Origin of the sequence: Streptomyces sp. NPDC088762 (assembly GCF_044750905.1) — a bacterium.
Classification (GTDB): Bacteria; Actinomycetota; Actinomycetes; order Streptomycetales; family Streptomycetaceae; genus Streptomyces.
Window position 1 is genome coordinate 14,093 of sequence record NZ_JBIVKT010000018.1, and the last position, 24,113, is coordinate 38,205.

A 24,113-nucleotide genomic window follows, 5' to 3' on the forward strand; every position below is an offset into this window, starting at 1 on the left:
TCCCGTGTCCCCGTGTCCCTGTGTCCCTGTGTCCCTGTGTCCCCGTGCCCCCGTGCCGTCGGCCCGCCGCTCCGCCGGGGTCCGCTCAGTCCAGGTAGCCCCTCAGCTGGTCGGCGAAGGCGTGGTCGCGCAGTTTGTTGAGGGTCTTGGACTCGATCTGGCGGATCCGTTCGCGCGTGACGCCGAAGATCCGGCCGATCTCCTCCAGGGTGCGGGGGCGCCCGTCGTCGAGCCCGTACCGCAGCTGGACGACCTTCCGCTCGCGCTCGCCGAGCGTGGACAGCACCGCTTCGAGGTGTTCGCGCAGCAGGAAGAAGGCGGCGGACTCCACGGGCGAGGCGGCGTCGCCGTCCTCTATGAGGTCGCCGAGCGCGACGTCGTCCTCCTCGCCGACCGGAGCGTGCAGGGAGACCGGCTCCTGGGCGAGGCGGAGCACCTCCATGACCCGCTCGGGAGTCAGTTCCAGGTGGACGGCGACCTCTTCGGCGGTGGGCTCGTACCCGCGCTCCTGCAGCATGCGGCGCTGGACGCGCACGACGCGGTTGATCAGCTCCACGACGTGGACGGGCACGCGGATGGTCCGGGCCTGGTCGGCGAGGGCCCGGGACATGGCCTGCCGGATCCACCAGGTGGCGTAGGTGGAGAACTTGTAGCCGCGGGCGTAGTCGAACTTCTCAACGGCCCGGATGAGCCCGAGGTTCCCCTCCTGCACGAGGTCGAGCATGGTGAGCCCGCGGCCCACGTAGCGCTTCGCGACGGAGACCACGAGCCGCAGGTTGGACTCGATGAGGCGGCGCTTGGCCATGCGGCCCATGACGACGAGCCGGTCGAGGTCCACGGCGAGCCGGGAGTCGAGGTCCGGGGTGCCGGCGAGCTTCTCCTCGGCGAACAGGCCGGCTTCGACGCGCCGCGCGAGCTCGACCTCCTCGGCGGCGGTGAGCAGCGGGATCCTGCCTATCTCGCGCAGGTACTGCCGGAACAGATCGGCGGAAGGACCCGCTCCGCCCGCACGGTCGCCGCTGCTGCCACTGCCGCCGCTGCGTCCGCGCTGTGTCGGGACCGGCTCGGTCAGCTCGAGGGGCTCTGGCTCGTCGTCCATGGCCTCGGCCTCGCGCTCGGACTGATCGGTCACGGTCAGGGGCTGGGTCTGGGTCTGCACGGGGGCGACCTCCAGGGGTCCGAGGACTCAGGCACCGCAACTCAGTGTGGGGTACGACACATCGCTGCCACGAGGGGCGTGCGGGCATTTTCTGCACTCGGTGCGTGACGGGATGGTTACCCCCCGGCGGGAATCCCGATGCGGACCGGACGCATGTCCGAGAAGGCCGGTTCCGTGTACGAACACGGAACGGGCCTTCGCCGGCCGTCCGGAGGAGGTCAGGCCATCCAGAAGAAGACGGCCGTCATCCGCTTGTCCTCGAGCGTCGTACCGCAGTAACCCGTCGCGCTGTGGATGAGGTTGGCGGAGTAGAGGAGCAGGCGGTTGTAGCGGTGGGGGACGCGGACGTCCTCGGTGAAGGAGTCCGGGGGGACGAAGCGGGTGCCGAGGGCGTCGACCAGGTTGTTGTGCGGGGCGAGGACCTGGTTGCCGCCGAGGGTGCCGCCCGGCAGGTTCTGGCGGTAGAAGCTGGTGCCGCAGTCCTCGGGGGTGTCCGGGCTGAGGTAGAGCACGGCGGCGTAGCGGCACAGGGTGCGGGAGTCGGTGTGCGGGCGCGGCTCGCACTCGTCCTCGCCGACGACCTGGACACAGTTGTGGTTGAAGGTGCCGGAGCCGGCCGGTTCCTCGGCCCAGATCCGCGGCGCGCCGGTGGCCTGGCGCACGAGCCGTTCCACGCGGGCCAGTTCGGCGGGTTCCAGCGCGGGCATGGCGCGCAGGCCCGGCCAGGGCTCGGGCTTGTGCGGCGCGCCCTGGACCCAGTCGTCCTTCGCCAGGCAGCGGGCCCGTACGGAGTCCACATCCGGCAGGACGTCGTCCAGGACCCAGTAGTCGCGGCCGCGGGTCGGCTTGCGGTACGGGAGGGGGCGTAGGGGCATGGCGGGAACGCTAGTTCGCGGTGTGTGGTCCCCTCGCCAAAGCGGCGGCCAAGTCTGCGGCAAGAAATGGTGCGGGGCCGCTACGCCGGCTCGGCGCGGCGCGGGGCGCGCTGCGCCGGCTCGACATGGTGCGGGGCGCCGCTACGCCGGCTCGACGCGGACCGCGCAGACCTTGAACTCCGGCATCCGGGAAACCGGGTCCAGCGCCGGGTTGGTCAGGGAGTTGGCGCGGCCCTCGCCCGGCCAGTGGAACGGCATGAAGACCGTGTCCGCGCGGATGGCGTCGGTGATCCGGGCCGGAGCCACCGCCCGGCCGCGGCGGGAGGTCACCGCGAGCGGGCTGCCGTCGACCGCGCCGATGCGGGCGGCGAGGCGGGGGTGGAGTTCCACGAAGGGGCCGGGGGCGGCCTCGTTGAGCTCGTCCACGCGGCGGGTCTGGGCGCCGGACTGGTACTGGGAGACCACGCGGCCGGTGGTGAGCAGGATCGGGTACTCCGCGTCGGGGACCTCGGCGGCCTCGCGGTGCGAGACGGGGACGAAGCGGGCCCGGCCGTCGTCGGTGGCGAAACGGTCGAGGAAGAGGCGCGGCTGCCCCGGCGAGTCCTGGGGGCAGGGCCAGAAGACCCCCTGCTCGGCCTCGATGCGGGAGTAGGAGATGCCGGAGTAGTCGGCGGGGCCGCCGGCCGAGGCGCGGCGCAGTTCCTCGAAGACCTCCTCGGGGGCGGTGGGGAAACCCTTCTCCACGCCGAGCCGGGCGGCGAGGCCGTGCAGGACCTCCAGGTCGGTGCGGACTCCCGGGGGCGGGGTGAGTGCCTGCCTGCGCAGCAGGACGCGGCCCTCCAGGTTGGTGGTGGTGCCGGTTTCCTCCGCCCACTGGGTGACGGGCAGGACCACGTCCGCGAGGGCCGCGGTCTCGGAGAGGACGACGTCGGCCACGGCGAGGAAGTCCAGGGAACGGATGCGGTCCTCGACGTGGGCGGCGCGGGGGGCGGAGACCACCGGGTTGGAGCCCATGAGGAGGAGGGCCTTCACGTCCGTGCCGAGGGCGTCGAGGAGTTCGTACGCGCTGCGGCCCGGGCCGGGGAGGGTGTCGGGGTCGACGCCCCACACCTCGGCGACGTGTGCGCGGGCCGCCGGGTCGGTGAGCTTGCGGTAGCCGGGGAGCTGGTCGGCCTTCTGGCCGTGCTCGCGGCCGCCCTGGCCGTTGCCCTGGCCGGTGAGGCAGCCGTAGCCGGAGAGCGGGCGGCCGGCCCGGCCGGTGGCCAGGCAGAGGTTGATCCAGGCGCCGACGGTGTCGGTGCCCTTGGACTGCTGCTCGGGGCCGCGGGCGGTGAGGACCATGGCGGATTCCGGGGCGCAGAACATCTCGACGGCCTGGCGGAGTTTGGGCACGGACACGCCGGTGATGCGCTCCACCAGCTCCGGCCAGTGCGCCATGGCGGCCGCCCGGGCCTCCTCCCAGCCGGTGGTCCGCTCGGCGATGAACTCCTCGTCGGTACGGCCCTCGGCGACCACCAGGTGCAGCAGGCCGAGGGCGAGGGCGAGGTCGGTGCCGGGGCGCGGGGCGAGGTGCAGGTCGGCCTGGTCGGCGGTGCGGGTGCGGCGCGGGTCGATGACGATCAGGGTGCCGCCGTTGGCCTTGAGCTCGGTGAGGTAGCGCAGGGCGGGCGGCATGGTCTCGGCGAGGTTGGAGCCGACGAGGATCACGCAGCCGGTGCGGGGGATGTCCTCCAGCGGGAAGGGCAGACCCCGGTCGAGCCCGAAGGCCCGCTGGTGCGCGGCGGCGGCCGAGGACATGCAGAAGCGGCCGTTGTAGTCGATCTGCGAGGTGCGCAGGGCGACGCGGGCGAACTTGCCCAGTGCGTAGGCCTTCTCGTTGGTGAGCCCGCCGCCGCCGAAGACTCCGACGGCGTCCGCGCCGTGCGCGCCGGCGGTACGGGCTAGGCCTGCGGCCACGGCGTCGAGGGCCTCCTCCCAGGTGGCCGGTTCGAGCGTCCCGGCGTGGGTGCGGACGAGCGGCTCGGTCAGGCGTACCCGGGAGGAGAGCACGGCGGGGGCGGTGCGGCCCTTGCCGCACAGCGCGCCCCGGTTGACGGGAAAGTCCGCACGCTCCTCCACCGCCACGCCCACCCCGCCCGGCTCGGGCCGGAGGTTCATCCCGCACTGCAGCGCGCAGTACGGGCAGTGCGTGGCGGTGGCGGAGTCCGAGGTGTGCATACGGTCCAGCGTGGGTCGGCGGTGTTACGCCGGCCGCCGCCCCGCGTTACAAGTCCGGGTGCTCTGCCTCAGCGCCGCCCGGCGCCGGCGGTGAGCCCAGGCGCCCAGCCCCGCCCTTCCGGGCCGGTAAGCGGGCGGGTCGTGGCGGGGTCGGGCCGGTGACGGGCCGGCTCCGCCGGGGCCGGGTGTGTGCCGGGGCACCTCCTCGGGCGCCGAACGTTTCCAGGGGTCGGAGAGCGGAGGGGGGGTGTGTTCGGCGCCCTGCGGGGGCGCCCCGGCACACACCCGGCCCCGTCGAAACCTGCGGGTACCGGCCCGGAAGCGGGGATGGGTTCACTGGCCCGTCAGGTACTTCACCGTCAGGCCCGCGGTCCAGCCGCCGTCGACCGCCAGTTCGGCGCCGGTCATGTAGCCGGCGGCGTCCGAGAGGAGGAACGCGATCGCGGCGGCTATCTCCTCGGGCACTCCGACACGGCCGAGCGGGGCGCCGGCGTAGTTGCCCTCCCCCGGCTGGATGCCGATGGGGGCGGTCATCGGGGTCAGCGTCATGCCGGGGTGGACGGAGTTGACGCGGATCTTCGCCTCCGCGAGCTCGACCGCGCCGATCTTCGACAGGCCGCGCACGCCCCACTTGGACGCGCCGTAGCCGGCGGTGAGCGCGAGGCCGGTCAGGCCTGCGGCGGAGGAGATGTTGACGATGGAGCCGCCGCCGTTCGCCCGGAGCAGCGGGATCGCCGCCTTGATGCCGATGAACACGCCGACCAGGTTGATCTCCACGACCTGGCGGAAGTGCTCGACGCTCTCGTGCTCCAGGAACTGGCCGGTGGCTATGCCGGCGTTGTTCACCAGGCCGTCCAAGCGGCCGAACTCGGCGACCGCGTACTCCAGCGCCGCCTGCCAGTCGGCCTCGCTCGTCACGTCGTGCCGCAGGAAGCGGGCCGCGTCACCGAGCTTGGCGGCCGTCTCGGCGCCCTCCGCCTCCAGGATGTCCGTGATCAGCACCTTGCCGCCGCCGTCCACGACGGCCTGGGCTGCCGCCGCACCCAGACCGCGGGCCCCTCCGGTGATGACGACGACCTTGCCGCTCAGATCCACCACAGCCACGGTTCACCTCTGACGCTCGTACCGATAGGACAGGTCGGCATATGACTAATCGGCATAGGCCGACTGCCGCGTCAGTCTGCCAGAGCGCCCAGGGCCTGCGACACCCCCGGTTCCTTCGGTCCCAGGAAGCGCGGTTCGGGCTTGAAGGCCGCGTCCAGCGCCGCCTTGCCGGCCGCGAAGACCTCCCGGGTCCCGCCGTAGTACCAGGTCGTGTCGTGCTCGTCGGGCACCCCGACCCCGTACGAGTCCACGCCCGCCGCCTGGCACAGGGCGACGGCCCTGCGTATGTGGAAGCCCTGGCTGATCAGCACGGCCCGTTCGACCCCGAATATCTCCTTGGCCCGTACGCACGAGTCCCAGGTGTCGAAGCCGGCGTAGTCGGCGACGATCCGCGCCTCCGGCACCCCGTGCGCCGTCAGGTACGTGCGCATCGCGTCGGGCTCGTCGTACTCGGTGCGGCTGTTGTCGCCGGTGACCAGCACGACCTTGACCTTGCCCGTGCGGTACAGCTCGGCTGCGGCGTCGAGCCGGCCCGCCAGGTAGGGGGTGGGCCGGCCGTTCCACAGGCCCGCCCCGAACACCACGGCCACCCCGGTGGCGGGTGCGTCGGCCGTCGACCGCAGCCGGTCCGCGGCCGCCGCGTGCGTCCACGCCGAGGGCAGCAGCGCCAGCACGCAGCCGGCCATCACGACCTGCACGGCCCGCCGCCGGCCTCGCACACCCCCAGACCCCCGCACTCCCCGAGCCCGCCGGACCCCCCGCACGCCCCACGGCAGCCCCCGCCACCGCCCCGCCACCGACCGCACCCAGCCCGGCATCTCCATGACCGCTCCCCATCCCCCGCGCGCCACACGCTGCGTGCTTCGCGCTCCACGACCGACACATCATTCGCACGGACTGACGACCCGACACGGCCCCGCAGTTCCCCCCTCCCCTCCTTTCACCCGTACGAATGAGCGAGTGAGCAGCCGGAAAACACCCGTCACCCCGGCGCAACGCCCCGGCAACCTCCGGCGCGCAGGATCGGTCCATGACGGAGCCGGTGCACCCTCCCGAGTCCCCCGCCCTCCCCTTCGACAGCGCGGTCGAACTGCTCAGCCGCATCACCGTCCAACTGGGCACCCAGCTGGACGGCCTGTGCCGACCCGGAGTCCGCCCATGCAGCCCACCCTCGTCGCCGTCGCGCACGGCAGCCGCGACCCGCGCGCCGCGCACACCGCCCGCGCGCTCCTCGACGTCGTCCGCGAACTCCGCCCCCGCCTCCCCGTCCGGCTCGGCCACATAGAGCTGAGCGAGCCCCCGCTCGACGAGGTCCTGCGGGAGCTGCGCGGCGAGGCCGTCCTCGTCCCGCTGCTCCTCGGCCGCGGCTACCACGTCAAGCGCGACCTGCCCGCCTCCGCCGCCCGCGCGGCCCACCTGCACACCACCGTCGCCGCCCCGCTCGGCCCGCATCCCCTGCTCGTGGAGGCCCTCCGCGAACGCCTCGTGGAGGCCGGCTGGAGCGCCGGTTCGGCCGTCGTGCTCGCGGCCGCGGGCTCCCGTGACCCCGAGTCCGCCGTCGACACCCGCCGCACCGCGGACCTGCTCTCCGAGCGCCTCGGCGGCGTCCCCGTGGTCCCCGCCTACGCCTCCGCCGCCGCGCCCACCGTCCCCGACGCGGTCCGCGCCCTGACCGCGCGCGGCCACCACCGGGTCGCGGTGGCCTCGTACTTCACCGCGCCCGGCCGGTTCGCCGCCCAGTGCGCGGCCGCCGCGCCCGGGCCCGCCGCCGCGCCGCTGGGCTGCCACCCGGCCCTGGCCCGCCTGCTGCTGCACCGCTACGACCAGGCCCTCGCCGCGCTCCGCGACCCCGCGCGGCCGGAACTCGTCTCCGCCTGATCCCGATGTGTCAGAGGTTCCGGTTACCGTCTTTTCATGGAAGGCACCGCGCACGCCCCCGCAGACCCCCTGTACGACTCCGCGGCCACCGAGCGCTGGGCCGCCGAGCCCGACAAACGGCCGGGCCGTACGGCCTTCCAGCGCGACCGTGCCCGCGTCCTGCACTCCGCCGCGCTGCGCCGCCTCGCCGGCAAGACCCAGGTCGTCACCCCCGGCACCCGCTCCTACGACTGGGACGCGAGTCCCCGTACCCGCCTCACCCACTCCCTGGAGTGCGCCCAGGTCGGCCGGGAGCTCGGCGCCGCGCTCGGCTGCGACCCCGACCTCGTCGAGGCGGCCTGCCTGTCCCACGACATGGGCCACCCGCCCTTCGGCCACAACGGCGAGGAGGCGCTCAACGAGTTCGCCAAGGACTGCGGCGGCTTCGAGGGCAACGCCCAGTCGCTGCGCCTGCTGACCCGTCTGGAGCCCAAGCGGTTCGTGCCCGACCCGGCGAGCGGCGAGCTCGTCAGCGTCGGCCTCAACCTCACCCGGGCCTGTCTGGACGCGGCCACCAAGTACCCGTGGGCCCGCGGGAACCACCCCACCGATCCCGATTCGGTGAAGTTCGGCGCGTACGAGGACGACCTGCCGGTCTTTGAATGGCTGCGCCTCGGCGCGCCCGCGGACCGCAAGTGCTTCGAGGCCCAGGTCATGGACTGGTCCGACGACGTCGCGTATTCCGTCCACGACTTCGAGGACGGCCTGCACGCGGGCCACCTCGACCCCAACCTCCTCTTCGCCGAGCCCGAGCGCGCCGCGATCTGGCGGGTGGCCATCGGCCGGTACGTGCCTGCCGACACCGGCCCGGAGGAGCTCCGCGAGGCCTTGGACCGGCTGATGGAGCAGGAGTGGTGGCCGCACGGGTACGACGGTTCCGCCGTAGCCCAGGCCCGTCTGAAGGACGCGACCAGCCAGCTCATCGGCCGCTTCTGCCTGGCCGCCGAGGGCGCCACCCGCGAGGCGTACGGCTCCGGCCGACTGACCCGGTACGCGGCCGAGCTGGTGGTCCCGCGCGAGGCGCGCAACGAGTGCGCCGTGCTCAAGGCGGTGGCCGACCTGTACGTCATGCAGCGCGACGAGCAGGAGCGGATCCGCGCCGACCAGCGCATCGTCCTGGCCGAACTCGCCGAGGCCCTCAGCGCCCGCGCCCCCGAGGGCCTGGACCCGCAGTTCCGCGCCATCTTCGACACGGCCCCGGACGACAAGGCCAGGAAGCGGGCGGTCATCGACCAGATCGCGTCCCTCACGGACGCAGCTGCCCGCTCCCTGCACGCGCGCCTCACACAGCGCACCCGACGCGCCGAAGGGTGAGCTGATCGGGCCACTCCCCCTTCACGCGGCAGGCTCGGTGCGGGACGCTCGCATGTGGTCGCATGTGGCGGAGAGGTTATGAGGAGGCATCAGGTGGTCGACGCACACCGGACGTTCGTCATCGTGGGCGCGGGGCTGGCCGGGGCAAAGGCGGCCGAAACGCTGAGGGCCGAGGGGTTCACGGGGCGGGTGATCCTGATCGGCGACGAGCGCGACCATCCCTACGAACGGCCCCCGCTCTCCAAGGGGTACCTGACGGGCAAGGACGACCGTGACAGCGTCTTCGTCCACGAGCCGTCCTGGTACGCGGCCTCCGACATCGAGCTGCACCTCGGCCAGCCCGCCGTCCAGCTGGACCGGGACGCCAAGAAGGTGGTCCTCGGCGACGGCACCGCGCTGCACTACGACAAGCTGCTGCTGGCCACCGGTGCCGAGCCGCGCCGCCTGGACATCCCGGGCACGGGCCTGGCCGGGGTGCACCACCTGCGGCGGCTGGCGCACGCCGAGCGGCTGCGCAACGTGCTGGTCACCCTGGGCCGCGACAACGGGCACCTGCTGATCGCGGGCGCCGGGTGGATCGGCCTGGAAGTGGCCGCGGCGGCCCGCGGGTACGGCGCCGAGGTCACCGTCGTCGAGCCGGAGGCCACCCCGCTGCACGTGGTGCTCGGCCCGGAGATCGGCCGGCTCTTCGCGGACCTGCACGCCGACCACGGGGTGCGGTTCCACTTCGGGGCCCGGCTGACGGAGATCGTCGGTCAGGACGGCATGGTGCTGGCGGCCCGTACGGACGACGGGGAGGAGCATCCGGCGCACGCGGTGCTCGCCGCGATCGGGGCCGCGCCGCGTACGGCGCTCGCCGAGACCTCGGGGCTGGCGCTGGTGGACCGCGAGCACGGCGGCGGGATCGCCGTGGACGCCTCGCTGCGCACGTCCGATCCGGACGTCTACGCGGTCGGGGACGTGGCGGCCGCCCACCACCCGGTGCTGGGCACCCGGCTGCGGGTCGAGCACTGGGCGAACGCCCTGAACGGGGGCCCGGCCGCGGCGCGGGCCATGCTGGGGCAGGAGGTCGCCTACGACCGGGTGCCGTACTTCTTCTCCGACCAGTACGACGTGGGCCTGGAGTACTCGGGGTACGCGCCGCCCGGCGGCTACGACCAGGTGCTGATCCGCGGGGACGTGGGCAAGCGGGAGTTCATCGCCTTCTGGCTGTCGAACGGGCGGGTGCTCGCCGGAATGAACGTGAACGTCTGGGACGTGACCGAGCACATCCAGGCCCTGATCAGGTCGAAGGCGCCCGTGGACCGCGAGGCCCTCGCGGATCCGTCCGTTCCGCTTGAGTCGCTGGTCGCGGCCGAGGGGGCCTGACGGGTTTGCCGGTGTCCGGCCGTAGACTTCACGCGTGGCAGGACGGATCAACGACGACGACGTGAAGGCGGTACGGGACGCGGTCCCGATCGACGCCGTGGTCTCCGACTACCTCCAGCTGCGCAACGCCGGCGGCGGCAACCTCAAGGGCCTGTGCCCCTTCCACGACGAGAAGTCCCCGTCCTTCCAGGTCAGCCCCAGCAAGGGTCTCTACCACTGCTTCGGCTGCCAGGCGGGCGGGGACACCCTCGACTTCATCATGAAGATCGACCACCTCTCCTTCTCGGAGGCGGTCGAGCGGCTCGCCGGACAGGCCGGCATCACCCTGCGCTACGAGGAGGGCGGCTACACCGCCGGCACCAGCGGGCGCGGCGAGCGCATCCGCCTCGTCGAGGCGCACAAGGCGGCCGCGCAGTTCTACGTGGACCAGCTGGGCAGCGCCGAAGCGGAGATCGGCCGCAAGTTCCTGGCGGAGCGCGGTTTCGACCAGGCCGCGGCCGCGCACTTCAGCGTGGGCTACAGCCCGGCCGGCTGGGACCACCTGACCCGCTTCCTGCGCGGCAAGGGCTTCAGCGACAAGGAGCTGATCACCTCAGGCCTCGCCCAGGACAGCCGCAGCGGCAAGCCCATCGACCGCTTCCGCGGCCGGCTGATGTGGCCGATCCGCGACATCAGCGGCGAGGTGGTCGGCTTCGGCGCGCGCAAGCTGCGCGACGACGACAACGGCCCCAAGTACCTGAACACCCCCGAGACGCCGATCTACCGGAAGTCCCAGGTGCTGTACGGCATCGACCTGGCCAAGAAGGAGATCGCGAAGACCTCCCGGGCCGTGGTCGTCGAGGGCTACACGGACGTGATGGCCTGCCACATGGCCGGGGTCACCACCGCGATCGCCACCTGTGGCACGGCCTTCGGCGGGGACCACATCAAGATCCTGCGGCGGCTGCTGATGGACAACGCCACCGCCGAAGTGATCTTCACCTTCGACGGCGACGCGGCCGGCCAGAAGGCGGCGCTGCGGGCGTTCGAGGACGACCAGAAGTTCGCCGCGGAGACCTCGATCGCGATCACCCCGGGCGGCATGGACCCGTGTGACCTGCGTCTGGCCCAGGGGGACGCCGCGGTGTCGGGGCTGGTGGAGTCCCGTACCCCGCTGTTCGAGTTCGCCCTGCGGCACATCGTCGCCCGGCACAACCTGGAGAACCCGGCCGGCCGGGCGGCCGCCCTGGACGAGGCCGCTCCGGTCGTCGCCAACATCAAGAACATCGCGATCCAGCACGAGTCCGCGGTCCAGCTCGCGGGCATGCTCGGCATCCGCGACGAGCAGTTCGTGGTCAAGCGGGTGGCCCAGCTGGCTCGCTGGGCGCGGGAGCGCGGAAACCAGCCCCCGCAGCAGGGCAGGGGCCGCCCCTCCTACGAGGCCGCCGCCCCGGCGCCTGCCGCGCGGCCGGCCGGCGGTCCCGCGCTGAACCTGCGCAGCCCCGCCCACCGCACCGAGCGGGAGCTGCTGAAGCTGGCCCTGCAGCGCCCGGCCCTGGTCTCGCCCGCCTTCGACGCGTACGGGATCGACGAGTTCACCGCCCCGCCGTACGCGGCCGTGCGCCAGGCCATCCAGGACGCGGGGGGCGCCTCGCCGGCCGCCGAGGACTATCTGGCCCGGGTGCGCGAGGCGGCCCCCAACGACACCGTCCGCGCGCTCGTCACCGAGCTGGCGGTCGAGGCCATCCACGCGAAGACGGTGGACGAGGTGTACGCCGGCATGCAGCTGGTCCAGGTCCGGCTGCGCGCCGTCGACCGCCGGGTCCACGAGATCCAGGGCACGCTGTCCCGGCTGGGCCCCCAGGCCCCTCCGGAGCAACTGGCCGCGGTCCAGGAGGAGCTGTGGGTGCTCCAGCAGTACGGGCAGCGCCTGCGCAACCGAGGCGCCGAAGGCCTGTGAGGGCGGCTGCCCCGGCCCCTCAGCGTCCCAGCCAGTCGCCGCCCGGTATCTCGGTGCCCGACTCCCGCAGGTCGCGGGCGAGGAGCGGGGACGCCAGGTAGACCCAGGCCCGGACGGGCGTGCCGTCGGCGCGCAGGGCCTGGCGGGCGAGCCGGTCGTAGACGTTCCCCGGGCGGCCCGGGCCCTCGTACTCCTCCAGCCGGTCCAGGGCCGCCAGCAGCTCCCGGTAGGCGCCCGGGGCGGCGGTGATCAGCTCTCCGACGACGGCCGAGCCGGGGTGGTGGACCGCGAACGGATATCCGGGGCCGTCGTAGAGCGCCGCGTCCGGGAGGCGGGCGGGCTCCTCCCCGATCGTGCGGCCGCGCAGGAAGAGGTCGTGGTTGACCTCGCCCGGCCGGAGGGTCCCGTAGACGAAGAACGGCAGGGGACCGGGCGGAGCGAACGGATCCGGTGGCCGAACGACCGATGTCACGGGGCCCTCCCTGGGATACGGCGCGACAGTCCGCGGGCCGTGGCCAAAGCCCCCACGGGCCCGCGCCCCACCACCGTACGCACCCCTGTCCCCCACCCTCGCGGCGGCCGGGACCCTCACCACCCGGCGTCGGATCCCTCCACCTGGCGCTTCCGCCTCCATGACCCCCGCCGGCGGCCCGGGCCCCGCGGTCACCCAGTCGGCACGGATGCCACGGATGGCCGTACGTCCCGCCCTGACCTGCGGGAACGGCCCACGTGCCGGGCGCCGGCGCGGCGAGCTGACGGGACATCAGCAGGCGCATGGCCGGAAGGCCGGGTTACCTCGGAAACACGACCCCGTGTCTCCAGGGAGAGTCCCCATGCGCCGACGAACCGCACACGCGCTGACCGCGACCGTGCTGACCGCCGCCGCGTTCACCGGCCCGGTCGCCGGTGCGGTCGCCGCCGCGGAACTGGGCATGGTGAGCTTCGCGCCCGGCGACTTCGCCGCGCTGGAGGTGTGGCCCAAGTCCGCCGCCCCGGGCGCCACCGTCACCGTGAACACCACCGCATGCGGCTCCGGCAGCCACGCGGAGGGTGATGCCACCACGGTGGGCGGCGGCCGGTTCAAGCTGGTCCCGGGCACCCACAAGGAGGTGGTCGTGGGACAGTTCCAGGTCGCCCACGCCACCCGCCCCGGCAGCTACGACATCGGGGTGACCTGCGCGAACGGCAAGTTCGCCACCGGCGACCTGGTCGTCACCGAACGCGGCCCGCAGGGCCACGTACGGACCGGGGTGGGCGGTGGCACCACCACCACCACCGACCCCGCCAAGATCGCGGCGGGAGCGGCTGTGCTGGCCGCCTCCGCCGTCGGCGGTACCTGGCTCCTGCGTCGCCGGGCGAGCGGCACGCAGAGCTGACGGACGCCCACCGCGGCTCCGGCCGCGGTCCGACCGGTACCGTCCCCCGTCGCCCGCCCCGCGAGGTCCCCCCCGTTCGCGGGGCCGGGCGACGGCCTGTCACCCCGAAACGGAAGCCGAGGGTATACACATGGGTGGCGATTTCGGTGGCGTCCGGGGGCGCGACCGGCGGCCCTGGCCCACGGCCGGCAACGGCCCCGGACCCGGTGCGCGCGCGCCGAACCGGGCCGTCCGCACCCTGACCCCCCGCCACGGGGGACTCGTCGCACTCGCCGCCTGCCTCGGGATCTGGCTCGTGACCAGCGGTTCCCGCGAGCCGGTCGGGCCGCCGCTGCCCTCCCCCGCCGAGGCCCTGACCGCCGCCGGAGCCACGGGCCCCGGTATCGCGCCGCTCCCCGGCTCCCCGCCCACCCGGGTCCGGATCCCCTCCATCGGCGTCGACGCCCCGCTGACCGGGCTCGGCCTGGAGCCGGGCGGCAGCCTCGAAGTGCCCCCGCCCGCCCGGCGCGACCTGGCCGGCTGGTACCGCGAAGGCACCACCCCGGGCGCCCCGGGCACCGCCGTCATCGCCGGGCACGTGGACAACGCGGTCGGGCCGGCGGTCTTCTACAACCTGGGCGCACTGCACCGCGGGGCCGCCATCGAGGTCCCGCGCGCGGACGGCCGTACCGCCGTGTTCACGGTCCACGCGGTCGAGGTCTACGACGCCAAGGCCTTCCCCGACACCCGCGTGTACGGGCCCTCGCAGCGCGCCGAGCTCCGGGTGATCACCTGTGGCGGGAGCTTCTCGCCGCGCACGGGCTACAGCGGCAACGTGGTCGTCTTCGCCCACCTCACCAGTACGTTCTGAGGCGTGCCCGTCAGCCCCACTGCTCCAGGCCGAGCTTGACCACCAGGGCGCCCACCACCGTGAGCAGCACGCCCCGGACGAAGCCGCTGCCCTTCTTGAGGGCCATGCACGCGCCGATCATGCCGCCCGCCAGGTTGAACACCGCCATCAGCGCGGCCAGCTGCCACAGCACCATGCCCTGGTACGCGAACATCGCGAGCGCCCCGGCGTTGGTGCAGCAGTTGACGATCTTGGCGGTGGCGGACGCGGTCACCAGGTCGAGGTGGAGCAGCGCGGTGAGGGCGAGCACCAGGAAGGTGCCGGTGCCGGGCCCGATGAGCCCGTCGTAGAAGCCGATGCCGAGGCCGGCGAGCCCGATGGCCAGAAGCACCCGCTGCCGGCTGACGGGCGAGGCGGAAGGGGCGGTGCCGAAGGCGGGCCGGAAGAGGACGAAGCCGGCGACGACCACCAGCACCACCATGATCAGCGGGCGGAGCGCGTCCTTGCTGATGCCCCCGGCGAGCGCGGCGCCGCCCATCGAGCCGGCGAGCGCGGCGAGGCCGATGCGGACGGCGAGCTTCACGTTCACCGGGGCCTTGCGGACGTAGGTCACGGCCGCGCCCGCGGTACCGACGATCGCCACGGCCTTGTTGGTGCCGAGGACGGTGGCGGGGTGGGCGTGGGGCAGGCCGAGGAGCAGGGCCGGCAGGAGCAGCAGGCCGCCGCCGCCCACCACGGCGTCGATCCAGCCGGCCGCCGCGGCGGCCACGCACAGGACGATGATCATGGTCATTGATATGTCAGGCACCACTCGACCCTATGGACCTGTCGGGTGCAGGGACCATCGATCCCCGGAAACTTGCGCAAAGGTTGAGCTTTCCCCGGCCCGGCCGGCGCCACCGGCACCCCGCAGGCGCCTCACGGACGCCCGACCCCGGCGCTGAGGGGGGCGTTCCCGCCGGGTAACAGGGGCGATCCGGAGGGGAAACAGCGGGCGCGCACGCTCAGGGCATGACCTCGAAGCAGCGTGTGGTGGTGATCGGCGGCGGCCTGGCGGGCCTGCGGCTCGCTGCGCGGCTGGGCGGGGACGCGGAGGTGACCGTCCTCGGCGAGGAGCCGCACATCCCGTACAACCGCGTCCTGCTCGCCGAGGTCCTGGCGGGCCGGTACGCACCGGAGGTGATCGCGCTCCCGGCGCCCGGCCCGGTGCTGCGGCGGGGGGTGCGGGCGGTCCGCGTCGACCGCGCCGACCGGACGGTCCACTGCGACGACGGGGCGGCCCTGGGGTACGACACCCTGGTGCTGGCCACCGGGTCCAACCCGGTACTGCCGCCACTGCGGGGCCTGTTCGAACCGGGCGGCCGGGAACTCCCGAACGGGGTGCACGCCTTCCGCACCATGGACGACTGCCTGGCCCTGTCGGCGACCGTACGGCCCGGGGTCCGGGCGGTGGTGATCGGCGGGGGCCTGCTGGGCGTCTCGGCGGCCCGCGCGCTGGCCGCACGGGGCGCGCAGGTGGTGCTGGCCCAGCAGTCGGAGCGGCTGATGGAGCGCCAGCTGGACGCGGCCGCCTCCGCCCTGCTGGCCACGCACCTGACCGAGCTCGGGATCGAAATCCACACCGAGTGCCGGGTGCGCGGCCTGACGACGACGTCTGCGGCGCCGCACCCGGCCTCGGGAGAAGGCGCCCGCAAGGTCACCGGGGCCGAGCTCGCCGACGGCTACCGGCTCGACGCCGAGGTCGTCGTGCTCGCCTGCGGCGTCCGCCCCCGTACGGGCCTGGCGCAGGCCGCCGGTCTGGAGGTCCGCAAGGGCATCGTGGTCGACGACCGGCTGCGCACCGGCGACCCCCGCGTCCACGCCATCGGCGACTGCGCCGAGCACGCAGGCCAGGTGTACGGCCTGGCCGGCGCCGCCCTGGAGCAGGCCGACGCCCTCGCCGCCACCCTCACCGGCTCCTCCGCGCAGTACACCGGCACCCGCGCCCTCACCCGCCTCACCCTCGGCGGAGCCGCGGACCCCTTCGACCTCGCCGCCTTCGGCGAGACCACGCCCCGCCCCGGCGACGACGTGGTCCGCCTCGCCGACGCCACCCGCGGGACCTACCGGACGGTCGTCGTCCGCGGCGACCGCCTCGTCGGCGGGGTCCTGCTGGGCGAGCTGTCCACCGTGGGCGCCCTCGCCCGCGGCTGGGCCGACGACGAGGACCTGAACAGCCTGTTCCACCTGCTCACCGACGACGGAGGCCACTGACTTGGCCTCTCCCTTCCCTAGCGGGAGGGGATTCCCACCCTCACGGGTGGGGTTTCCTGCTTCACCACGGACCGCCCCGACCGAGAGGAGGACTCCCGATGAGGTCTTACACCCGCTCCACAGGCAGCGACCGCCAGCCCGGCGGCCAGGAGATTCACCGCTGCGTTCCCGTCCCGGTCATGGACCGTCCCGCAGCCCTCACATGTCCACTCGCGGACGTCGAGGGGCATCTTGTCGGCGAGTGCCCCGCATGCGGAGCACAGGTGCGTGCTGGGAAACCACCGGTCGACGGTGATCAGCCGGCGCCCGTACCAGGCCGTCTTGTACTCCAGCATGCGCCGCAGCTCACGCCAGGCCACGTCCGAAATGGAGCGGGCGAGCGTGTGGTTCTTGAGCAAGTTGCGGACGGTCAAGTCCTCGATCACGAGCGTTTGGTTTTCGCGCACGAGTCGAGTCGTCAGCTTGTGCAGATGGTCCCGGCGGCGGTCGGCGATCCGGGCATGGATCCTCGCCACCCTGACGCGGGCCTTGGCCCGGTTCTTACTGCCCTTCTCCTTCCGTGCCAGCGCCCGCTGGGCACGGGCCAACCGCCCCCGGTCCCTGCGCTCATGTCCCGGGTTGGTGATCTTCTCCCCGGTAGAGAGCGTGACGAGAGCCGTGAGCCCGGCATCCACGCCGACCGCCGCTGTGACCGCAGGCAGCGGTGCGGGGGTGTCCTCGCACAGCAGGGACACGAACCAGCGCCCCGCACTGTCCTGGGAGACCGTGACCGTGGACGGCTCCACACCCGTCGGCAGCAGGCGCGACCACACGACATCCAGGGGTTCCGCCATCTTGGCCAGGGTCAGCCGGCCGTCGGCGTAGCGGAACGCACTGCGCGTGTACTCGGCCGATGCCCGGGATTTCCGCTTCGACTTGAAGCGCGGATACTTCGCCCGCCTGCCCCAGAACCCCACAAACGCACTGTGCAGATGCCGCAGCGCCTGCTGCAGGGGCACACACGACACTTCGGCCAGATAGGCCAGCTCCTCGGACTGCTTCCAGACCGTGAGCATCGCCGATGTCTGGACGAAGTTCACCCGCTCTCCACGTGCCGCCCAGGCCTCGGAACGGGCGGCGAGGGCCAGGTTGTAGACCTTCCGCACACACCCGAACGTCCGCGACAGCTCAGCTGCCTGTGCACGGGTCGGATGGAAGCGGTACCTGAACGCCCGCTTCACAGAAGTAGAGGCCTCCACGCCCCCGACGCTAGAGCCGGTCGAAAACCGAACACAAGCCCAGGTCTGAGCATCACGCAGCGATACGTCCAGGTTGCGCGGCTCCGCACCGACGAGGTACCCCTCCCGGCCGAAGCCGGGGGTTTCCACTCAAGGAGACTGACATGACCAAGCCCCTGCCCACGATCGTGCTCATCGGGCACGGCATGGTCGGCCAGCGCTACCTGGAGGCCCTCGCCGAGCGCGGTGCGACCCGGACCCACCGGATCACCGTGCTCTGCGAGGAGCCCCGGCCTGCCTACGACCGCGTGCACCTGACCTCGTACTTCTCCGGCAGCACCCCCGAGGACCTGTCCATGACGCCCTCCGGGTTCATGGAGGAGCACGGCATCGCCCTCCACCTGGACGACCCCGCCGAGCACGTCGACCGCGACGCCCGTACCGTCACCTCCCGTTCCGGCCGGGTCTTCCCGTACGACGTCCTGGTCCTGGCCACCGGCAGCTACCCCTTCGTGCCGCCGGTCCCCGGCAAGGACGCCCCCGGGTGTTTCGTCTACCGCACGATCGAGGACCTCCTCGCCATCGAGGAGTACGCGAAGGGCCGCACCAGCGGCGCGGTCGTCGGCGGCGGTCTGCTCGGGCTCGAAGCGGCCGGCGCTCTGCAGGGGCTCGGTCTGGCCACCCGCATCGTCGAGTTCGCCCCGCGCCTGATGCCCGTCCAGGTCGACGACGGCGGTGGCGCGGCGCTGCTGCGCACCATCGAGTCCATGGGCCTGACCGTCCACACCGGTGTCGGTACCCAGGAGGTCGTGACGGGCGAGGACGGCCGCGTCAGCGGCATGCGGCTCTCGGACGGCTCCACCGTCGACACCGACCTCGTCGTCTTCTCCGCCGGCGTCCGCCCCCGCGACCAACTGGCCCGCGACGCGGGGCTGGAGGTCGGCGAGCGCGGCGGCATCGCGGTCGACGCCCGCTGCCGCACCTCCGACCCGCAGGTCTACGCCATCGGCGAGTGCGCCCTCGCCGTCGACGGCCGGGTCTACGGTCTGGTGGCCCCCGGCTACGAGATGGCCGAGACCGCCGCGGACGATCTGCTGGGCCGCGAGAAGGAGTTCACCGGAGCCGACCTCTCCACCAAGCTCAAGCTGCTGGGCGTGGACGTGGCCTCCTTCGGCGACGCCCACGGAACTGCCCCCGACAGCCTCGACGTCGTGTGGTCCGACTCCCGTTCCGGCGTCTACAAGAAGCTGGTCGTCTCCCCCGACGGCGTCCTCCTCGGCGGGATCCTGGTCGGCGACGCGGACTCGTACGGTCTGCTGCGCCCGCTCACCGGCAGTGTCCCGCCCGTCGCCCCCGAGCAGCTGGTGCTGCCCGCCGGCGTCGGCGCGCCCGTCGCGCTCGGCCCGTCCTCGCTCCCCGACCACGCGGTGATCTGCTCCTGCCACAACGTCACCAAGAAGGAGATCACCGCCTGCGCGACCCTGCCCGAGGTCAAGAAGTGCACCAAGGCGGGCACCGGCTGCGGCAGCTGCCTCAAGGTGATCGGGCAGCTGCTGCCCGCCGCCGCGGACAAGGGCCTGTGCGGCTGCTTCCCGTACACCCGCGCGGAGCTCTACGAGATCGTCCGCACCCGGCGCCTGACCTCGTACGAGCAGCTCCTCGACGGCCACGGCCGCCCGGAGGCGCGCGGCGGCGACGGCTGCGAGGTGTGCAAGCCCACCGTCGGCTCGATCATCGCCTCGCTCGCCCCGACCGTCGGCGCGAGCGGCTACGTCCTGGACGGGGAGCAGGCGGCCCTCCAGGACACCAACGACCACTTCCTCGCGAACATGCAGCGCAACGGCTCCTACTCGGTCGTCCCGCGCATCCCGGGCGGTGAGATCACCCCCGACAAGCTGATCGTGATCGGCGAGGTGGCCCGGGACTTCGGCCTCTACACGAAGATCACCGGTGGTCAGCGGATCGACCTCTTCGGCGCGAGCGTGGACCAGCTCCCCCGGATCTGGGCCCGGCTGGTCGACGCCGGATTCGAGTCCGGGCACGCCTACGGCAAGGCCCTGCGGACGGTGAAGTCCTGCGTGGGGCAGACCTGGTGCCGCTACGGGGTGCAGGACAGCGTGCGGATGGCCATCGACCTGGAGCTGCGCTACCGGGGGCTGCGCGCCCCGCACAAGCTCAAGTCGGCGGTCTCCGGCTGCGCCCGCGAGTGCGCGGAGGCGCAGAGCAAGGACTTCGGGGTCATCGCCACGGCGAGCGGCTGGAACCTCTACGTGGGCGGCAACGGCGGGGCCACCCCGCGCCATGCCGACCTCCTGGCTCAGGACCTGTCGGACGCCGAACTGGTCCGGCTTATCGACCGGTTCCTGATGTTCTACATCCGCACCGCCGACCGGCTGGAGCGGACCTCGACCTGGCTGGAGCGGCTGGAGGGCGGGCTGGCCCATCTGCGGGACGTGGTCGTGCACGACTCGCTCGGCCTGTGCGCGGAGCTGGAGGCCCTGATGGCCGACCACGTGGCGCACTACCGCGACGAGTGGGCGCAGACGCTGGAGGACCCGGAGCGGCTGCGCCGGTTCGTGTCGTTCGTCAACGCGCCCGGCGCCCCCGACCCGACCGTGAAGTTCGTGCCCGAGCGCGACCAGGTCAAGCCCGACCTGGCCGTCCTGACGATCGGAGGAGTCCGATGACCGTGGAACTGAAGGTGGCGGAGGGCTGGCTGACCGTCTGCGAGCTCTCGGCGCTCGTCCCCGGACGGGGGGTGGCCGCCCTGTTGCCCGACGGGAGCCAGGCCGCGGTGTTCGTGGACCGCTCGGGGCGCCCGTACGCCATCGGCAACCAGGACCCCTTCACCGGGGCGCAGGTGCTCTCGCGGGGGCTGCTGGGGCGTGCGGGGGACCGGCCGTTCGTGGCCTCGCCGCTGCTGAAGCAGCGCTTCGACCTGGAGTCGGGGCGCTGCCTGGACGACGAGGAGGTGGAGGTCCGGACCTACCCGGTGCGGACCGCCGCCACCTCGTAGGGGACCGGGCCCTCAGCCCTGGACCATGGCCGGGTCCATCCACATGATCTCCCAGGTGTGGCCGTCGAGGTCGTCGAAGGCCCGGCCGTACATGACGCCGTGGTCCTGGGCGGGGCGGGGCTCGGTGGCCCCGGCCGCCAGGGCCCCGTCGACCAGCTCGTCGACCGCGGTGCGGCTCTCGGCGCTCAGGCACAGCAGCACCTCGGAGGTGGTGGTGGCGTCCGCGATGGCCTTGTGGGTGAAGTCCTTGTAGCGGGCCTCGGTGAGGAACATCGCGACGATGCTGTCGGTGATCGGCATCGAGGCGCAGTTCTCGTCGGTGAACTGGGCGTTGAAGGAGTAGCCGAGCCGGGCCCAGAAGGCCTTGGTGGCGTCGAGGTCCTTGACGGGCAGGTTGACGAAGATCATGGTGGTGGCGGCGGACATCGCGGTCCCTCTTCTCTCGGGTCGTCGTTGCTTTCGAGAGGTAGACCGGGGCGCCGCGAAGAACTCATCGCTCGCCGTGAACTTTTTTCGAGATTTCTCGAAACCGCAGGTCAGGCCTAGGGCAGGCCCAGTTCAGGCCTAGGCAGGCCCAGGTCAGGCCAGTGCCGAGCGCAGCTCCAGGGCCGCCAGCGGGACGAAGCCCAGCCCGTCGCCGCCCGCCGCCGTCGAGGCGTCGTGGCCGGCCAGCCTCTTGTGGAGGGTCAGCGCGATCCGCTCGCCCTGCGCCTTGGCGCGCTCCGCGTTGGGCCCGCGGTGGCGGCCGTCGATCGTCGCGTTCCACAGCTGCACCCAGCGCCCGAAGTCCGCGGCCGTCATCGCCCGTACCGAGTGCAGCGCGGCGTGCGGCGCGTAGGCGTTGCGCCGGTAGTCGGCCGTGCGGAAGATCGCCCGCTCCCAGAAGTTGGTGATCCGCGGCAGGTGGACCTCCAGGTCAGTGCCCGCGATCTGCGTGAAGAACGGCCCGATCTGCGGGTCCGCGAAGGCGGCCGTGTAGAAGCGGCGCAGCACGGCCTCGAGGTCGGCGCGGTCCGAGATGTCGGCGGCAGAGTGGTTCATGGTTCCACCATCCTCCCCCACCGGAGGGCCGCCCAGGGGAGAAAGTCCCGCCGAAAATGTCATCCCGCGGAAAGGAGCGCGCCACCCCGGCCCCGGGAAATCGGTGCGGGAGGAATGGCGCGGTCATTGACCCCGAGCCGGACGCTCCCTCGTCATGAGGAATTGACGTCACGTCAACCCGGCGCTCCTAGGTTCCTCCACGCGTGCGACCCCGCATCCGACCGGACGCGGGGCCTCCCTCCCCCAGGAGTGACCGTGGAACGTCGTACCTTCCTGCGCGGCGCCGTCATCGGCTCGTCGGCCGCCGCCTTCGGCGGCACGTTGATGCGCGGAGCCGCCTACGCGGCACCCGCCCAGCCCGGCGCCGGGCCCTACGGGGCGCTCGGCGCGGCGGACGCGAACGGCATCATGCTCCCGGCCGGCTTCAGCAGCCGGGTGATCGCCCGGTCCGGCCAGAACGTCGGCCCCACCACCTACAAGTGGCACAGCGCCCCCGACGGCGGCGCCTGCTTCGCCGACGGCACGGGCTGGATCTACGTGTCCAACTCGGAGATCAACCCCTCCGGCGGAGCGAGCGCGGTGAGGTTCGACTCCTCCGGCACGATCACCGGCTCCTACCGGATCCTCTCCAACACCCGGCAGAACTGCGCGGGCGGCAAGACCCCGTGGAACACCTGGCTGTCCTGCGAGGAGGTCAGCCTCGGCTTCGTCTACGAGACCGACCCGTACGGCGTGAACGCGGCCGTGCAGCGCCCGGCGATGGGCAGGTTCAAGCACGAGGCGGCCGCCGCCGACCCCGTCCGCCACGTGATCTACCTGACCGAGGACGAGACGGACGGCTGCTTCTACCGCTTCATCCCCACCACCTGGGGCGACCTCTCCTCCGGCACCCTGCAGGTCCTCAAGGCCACAACGGCCACCTCGGGCTCCTTCACCTGGCAGAACGTCCCCGACCCGGACGGCTCCCCGACCACCACCCGCACCCAGGTCTCCGGCGCCAAGAAGTTCAGCGGCGGCGAGGGCTGCCACTACGCCAACGACACGGTCTGGTTCACCACCAAGGGGGACAACCGCGTCTGGCAGCTCAACCTCGCGAACAGCACCTACGAGCTTGCCTACGACGACTCCCTCGTCCCCGGCGGGGCGGCCCCGCTGACGGGCGTGGACAACGTCACCGGGTCCTCGTACGGCGACCTGTACGTCGCCGAGGACGGCGGCAACATGGAAGTCTGCCTGATCACTCCGGACGACGTGGTCGCCGTCTTCCTGCGCATCACCGGCCAGTCCTCCTCGGAGATCACCGGCCCTGCCTTCTCCCCCGACGGCACCCGCCTCTACTTCAGCAGCCAGCGCGGCACGAGCGGCAGCTCGACGGGCGGCATCACCTACGAGGTGACGGGCCCGTTCCGCACCTGAGCCCCCGGTCTCGTAAGCCGCACCCCGGCGGGTTCGCTCCGCCGGGGTGCGGCGCCGTCATGAGGCGACCGCACCGCCCTTGAGCAGCGCCGCCCCCAGCGGGGTCACGGTGTGCAGCACGGCGTTGCCGTGCCGCAGCGTCGTCACCAGCCCCGCCTCCCGCATCACGCACGCGTGCTGGCTCGCGGAGGCCAGCGACACCCCGGCCCGGCGGGCCAGCTCGCTAGTGGTGGCCCCGTCCCCTATGGCCCGCAGGACCACCGACCGGGTGTGCCCCACCAGCTTGCCCAGGGTGCGCACCCGCTGCTCCTCCACCGCCGGCCGCGCCGCCTCGCCTCCCGCCGGCGCCGAGGCCAGGTGGGCCGCGGCGGGGTAGACCAGCACCGGCGGCAGCTCGGGGTCGTGCAGGGTCACCGCGGTACGGCGGCAGAAGAAGGACGGCTGGAGCAGCAGCCCGCGTCCCCGCAGCCGCACGTCCCGGTCGACCGGGTAGTCGCACTCGAGGACCGGAGCCCGCCAGCGCAGCATCGGCGGCAGCGAGGCCAGCAGTTCGTCCGCGCCCCCGTCCAGCAGGGCCCGGCCGCGGGCGGCCCGTTCGGCTTCGATCTGGGCCTGGATGTGCGTCCAGTACGGCTCGACGGCCGCCCGGTGGTAGCCCCGCAGCTCGCCCAGCAGTCTCGGCAGGTGCTTGGTCCCGCCGTCCACGAAGTCCCGTAGCCGCGGCGCCGGCGGCGCGCCCGCGGTCAGCAGCGAGAGCTCGCGCCGCAACCGCTCGGGCCGGAGCCCGCGCAGGGCGTCGAGGCCCACGTCCCACCCGTACTGGCCCTCCACGGGCGTGAGGAAATCGGGGAAATAGCCCCGGCCCGGTATAAGCATACCGAGCATGCGTGTTTCACTATTCAACCTGCTCCGGGTTTCCGTCCGCCATTCACCGAACAACCGGGCATCGCGCCGGTCTCTTAAGCGATGAAAGCTGAGAATCGTTTCCCACAACGCATCGGGACGCCCTGCCATCCGTACGCGTGCCAGGTCCACTCCAGTGAAATGGATACGCAGCACCGAACCCCCACCT

The 24,113-nt window shown here is 72.9% G+C and carries 21 protein-coding genes; 10 read left to right on the forward strand and 11 right to left on the reverse strand.

All coding sequences use genetic code 11. From position 1 onward, the window contains the following. Positions 1–85 precede the first annotated feature (85 nt). The 5 genes from ACIP5M_RS30210 to ACIP5M_RS30230 form a co-directional block, all read right to left on the reverse strand. Positions 86–1,099 (reverse strand): RNA polymerase sigma factor, encoded by a 1,014-nt coding sequence (locus tag ACIP5M_RS30210; RefSeq protein ID WP_401202753.1) that lies wholly within the window; start codon positions 1,097–1,099, stop codon positions 86–88. Positions 1,100–1,377: 278 nt separating this feature from the next. Continuing rightward, on the reverse strand, positions 1,378–2,034 hold the full coding sequence (locus ACIP5M_RS30215) for a DUF6445 family protein (protein WP_401202560.1): 657 nt from the start codon (positions 2,032–2,034) through the stop codon (positions 1,378–1,380). 141 nt (positions 2,035–2,175) lie between these two features. Then, positions 2,176–4,251 carry a molybdopterin oxidoreductase family protein gene (locus ACIP5M_RS30220; protein ID WP_401202562.1) on the reverse strand — a complete coding sequence of 692 codons (2,076 nt, stop codon included), beginning with the start codon at positions 4,249–4,251 and terminating at the stop codon, positions 2,176–2,178. 333 nt (positions 4,252–4,584) lie between these two features. Continuing rightward, on the reverse strand, positions 4,585–5,349 hold the full coding sequence (locus ACIP5M_RS30225; RefSeq protein WP_401202755.1) for a glucose 1-dehydrogenase: 765 nt from the start codon (positions 5,347–5,349) through the stop codon (positions 4,585–4,587). A gap of 77 nt (positions 5,350–5,426) precedes the next feature. After that, entirely contained in the window at positions 5,427–6,041 is a 615-nt protein-coding gene (locus ACIP5M_RS30230; protein ID WP_401202757.1) for a vancomycin high temperature exclusion protein, read from the reverse strand. Positions 6,042–6,513: 472 nt separating this feature from the next. Here ACIP5M_RS30230 and ACIP5M_RS30235 point away from each other — a divergent pair, with 472 nt between their 5' ends. From ACIP5M_RS30235 to dnaG, 4 genes are all read left to right on the forward strand, one after another. Further along, positions 6,514–7,233: a sirohydrochlorin chelatase gene (locus ACIP5M_RS30235; protein ID WP_401202564.1), complete on the forward strand. Its 720-nt coding sequence runs from the start codon at positions 6,514–6,516 to the stop codon at positions 7,231–7,233. A 36-nt stretch (positions 7,234–7,269) separates the two neighbouring features. Next, a complete protein-coding gene (locus tag ACIP5M_RS30240) occupies positions 7,270–8,586 on the forward strand; it encodes a deoxyguanosinetriphosphate triphosphohydrolase (protein WP_401202566.1) in 1,317 nt (438 codons plus the stop codon). Between the two features lie 93 nt (positions 8,587–8,679). Continuing rightward, positions 8,680–9,954, forward strand: coding sequence for an NAD(P)/FAD-dependent oxidoreductase (locus tag ACIP5M_RS30245; protein ID WP_401202568.1), 1,275 nt, complete (start codon positions 8,680–8,682; stop codon positions 9,952–9,954). A 34-nt stretch (positions 9,955–9,988) separates the two neighbouring features. Beyond that, positions 9,989–11,893, forward strand: coding sequence for a DNA primase (dnaG, locus tag ACIP5M_RS30250; protein ID WP_401202570.1), 1,905 nt, complete (start codon positions 9,989–9,991; stop codon positions 11,891–11,893). 19 nt (positions 11,894–11,912) lie between these two features. Here dnaG and ACIP5M_RS30255 read toward each other — a convergent pair whose 3' ends face one another. After that, on the reverse strand, positions 11,913–12,365 hold the full coding sequence (locus ACIP5M_RS30255; RefSeq protein WP_401202572.1) for a gamma-glutamylcyclotransferase family protein: 453 nt from the start codon (positions 12,363–12,365) through the stop codon (positions 11,913–11,915). Positions 12,366–12,726: 361 nt separating this feature from the next. Here ACIP5M_RS30255 and ACIP5M_RS30260 point away from each other — a divergent pair, with 361 nt between their 5' ends. Then, positions 12,727–13,269 carry a hypothetical protein gene (locus ACIP5M_RS30260; RefSeq protein WP_401202574.1) on the forward strand — a complete coding sequence of 181 codons (543 nt, stop codon included), beginning with the start codon at positions 12,727–12,729 and terminating at the stop codon, positions 13,267–13,269. A 130-nt stretch (positions 13,270–13,399) separates the two neighbouring features. Continuing rightward, positions 13,400–14,119 (forward strand): class F sortase, encoded by a 720-nt coding sequence (locus ACIP5M_RS30265; protein WP_401202576.1) that lies wholly within the window; start codon positions 13,400–13,402, stop codon positions 14,117–14,119. Positions 14,120–14,129: 10 nt separating this feature from the next. On the opposite strand, the gene ACIP5M_RS30270 is transcribed toward ACIP5M_RS30265, so the two are convergent. Then, positions 14,130–14,906, reverse strand: coding sequence for a sulfite exporter TauE/SafE family protein (locus ACIP5M_RS30270; protein ID WP_401202578.1), 777 nt, complete (start codon positions 14,904–14,906; stop codon positions 14,130–14,132). 203 nt (positions 14,907–15,109) lie between these two features. Here ACIP5M_RS30270 and ACIP5M_RS30275 point away from each other — a divergent pair, with 203 nt between their 5' ends. Next, entirely contained in the window at positions 15,110–16,351 is a 1,242-nt protein-coding gene (locus ACIP5M_RS30275; protein WP_401202580.1) for an NAD(P)/FAD-dependent oxidoreductase, read from the forward strand. Positions 16,352–16,368: 17 nt separating this feature from the next. Here the strand turns inward: ACIP5M_RS30275 and ACIP5M_RS30280 are convergent, their stop codons facing one another. Further along, complete coding sequence (locus tag ACIP5M_RS30280; RefSeq protein ID WP_401202758.1) at positions 16,369–17,571, reverse strand: RNA-guided endonuclease InsQ/TnpB family protein; 1,203 nt, start codon at positions 17,569–17,571, stop codon at positions 16,369–16,371. 161 nt (positions 17,572–17,732) lie between these two features. Between ACIP5M_RS30280 and nirB the strand changes: the two genes are divergently transcribed. Both nirB and nirD read left to right on the forward strand, forming a co-directional pair. Further along, positions 17,733–20,255 carry a nitrite reductase large subunit NirB gene (gene nirB, locus ACIP5M_RS30285; RefSeq protein ID WP_401202581.1) on the forward strand — a complete coding sequence of 841 codons (2,523 nt, stop codon included), beginning with the start codon at positions 17,733–17,735 and terminating at the stop codon, positions 20,253–20,255. Beyond that, positions 20,252–20,584: a nitrite reductase small subunit NirD gene (gene nirD, locus ACIP5M_RS30290; protein WP_401202583.1), complete on the forward strand. Its 333-nt coding sequence runs from the start codon at positions 20,252–20,254 to the stop codon at positions 20,582–20,584. Before nirB ends, nirD begins: the two co-directional genes overlap by 4 nt. Before the next feature lie 12 nt (positions 20,585–20,596). Here nirD and ACIP5M_RS30295 read toward each other — a convergent pair whose 3' ends face one another. Both ACIP5M_RS30295 and ACIP5M_RS30300 read right to left on the reverse strand, forming a co-directional pair. Continuing rightward, positions 20,597–21,010, reverse strand: a complete 414-nt coding sequence (locus ACIP5M_RS30295) for a VOC family protein (protein WP_401202585.1) — start codon at positions 21,008–21,010, stop codon at positions 20,597–20,599. Between the two features lie 153 nt (positions 21,011–21,163). After that, entirely contained in the window at positions 21,164–21,625 is a 462-nt protein-coding gene (locus ACIP5M_RS30300; protein WP_401202587.1) for a group III truncated hemoglobin, read from the reverse strand. Between the two features lie 255 nt (positions 21,626–21,880). Between ACIP5M_RS30300 and ACIP5M_RS30305 the strand changes: the two genes are divergently transcribed. Further along, the gene (locus ACIP5M_RS30305) at positions 21,881–23,041 is read left to right on the forward strand and encodes an alkaline phosphatase PhoX (RefSeq protein ID WP_401202588.1); all 1,161 of its coding nucleotides are present in this window, start codon (positions 21,881–21,883) and stop codon (positions 23,039–23,041) included. Positions 23,042–23,098: 57 nt separating this feature from the next. On the opposite strand, the gene ACIP5M_RS30310 is transcribed toward ACIP5M_RS30305, so the two are convergent. After that, positions 23,099–24,100, reverse strand: coding sequence for an ArsR/SmtB family transcription factor (locus tag ACIP5M_RS30310; protein ID WP_401202590.1), 1,002 nt, complete (start codon positions 24,098–24,100; stop codon positions 23,099–23,101). Positions 24,101–24,113: the final 13 nt, after the last annotated feature.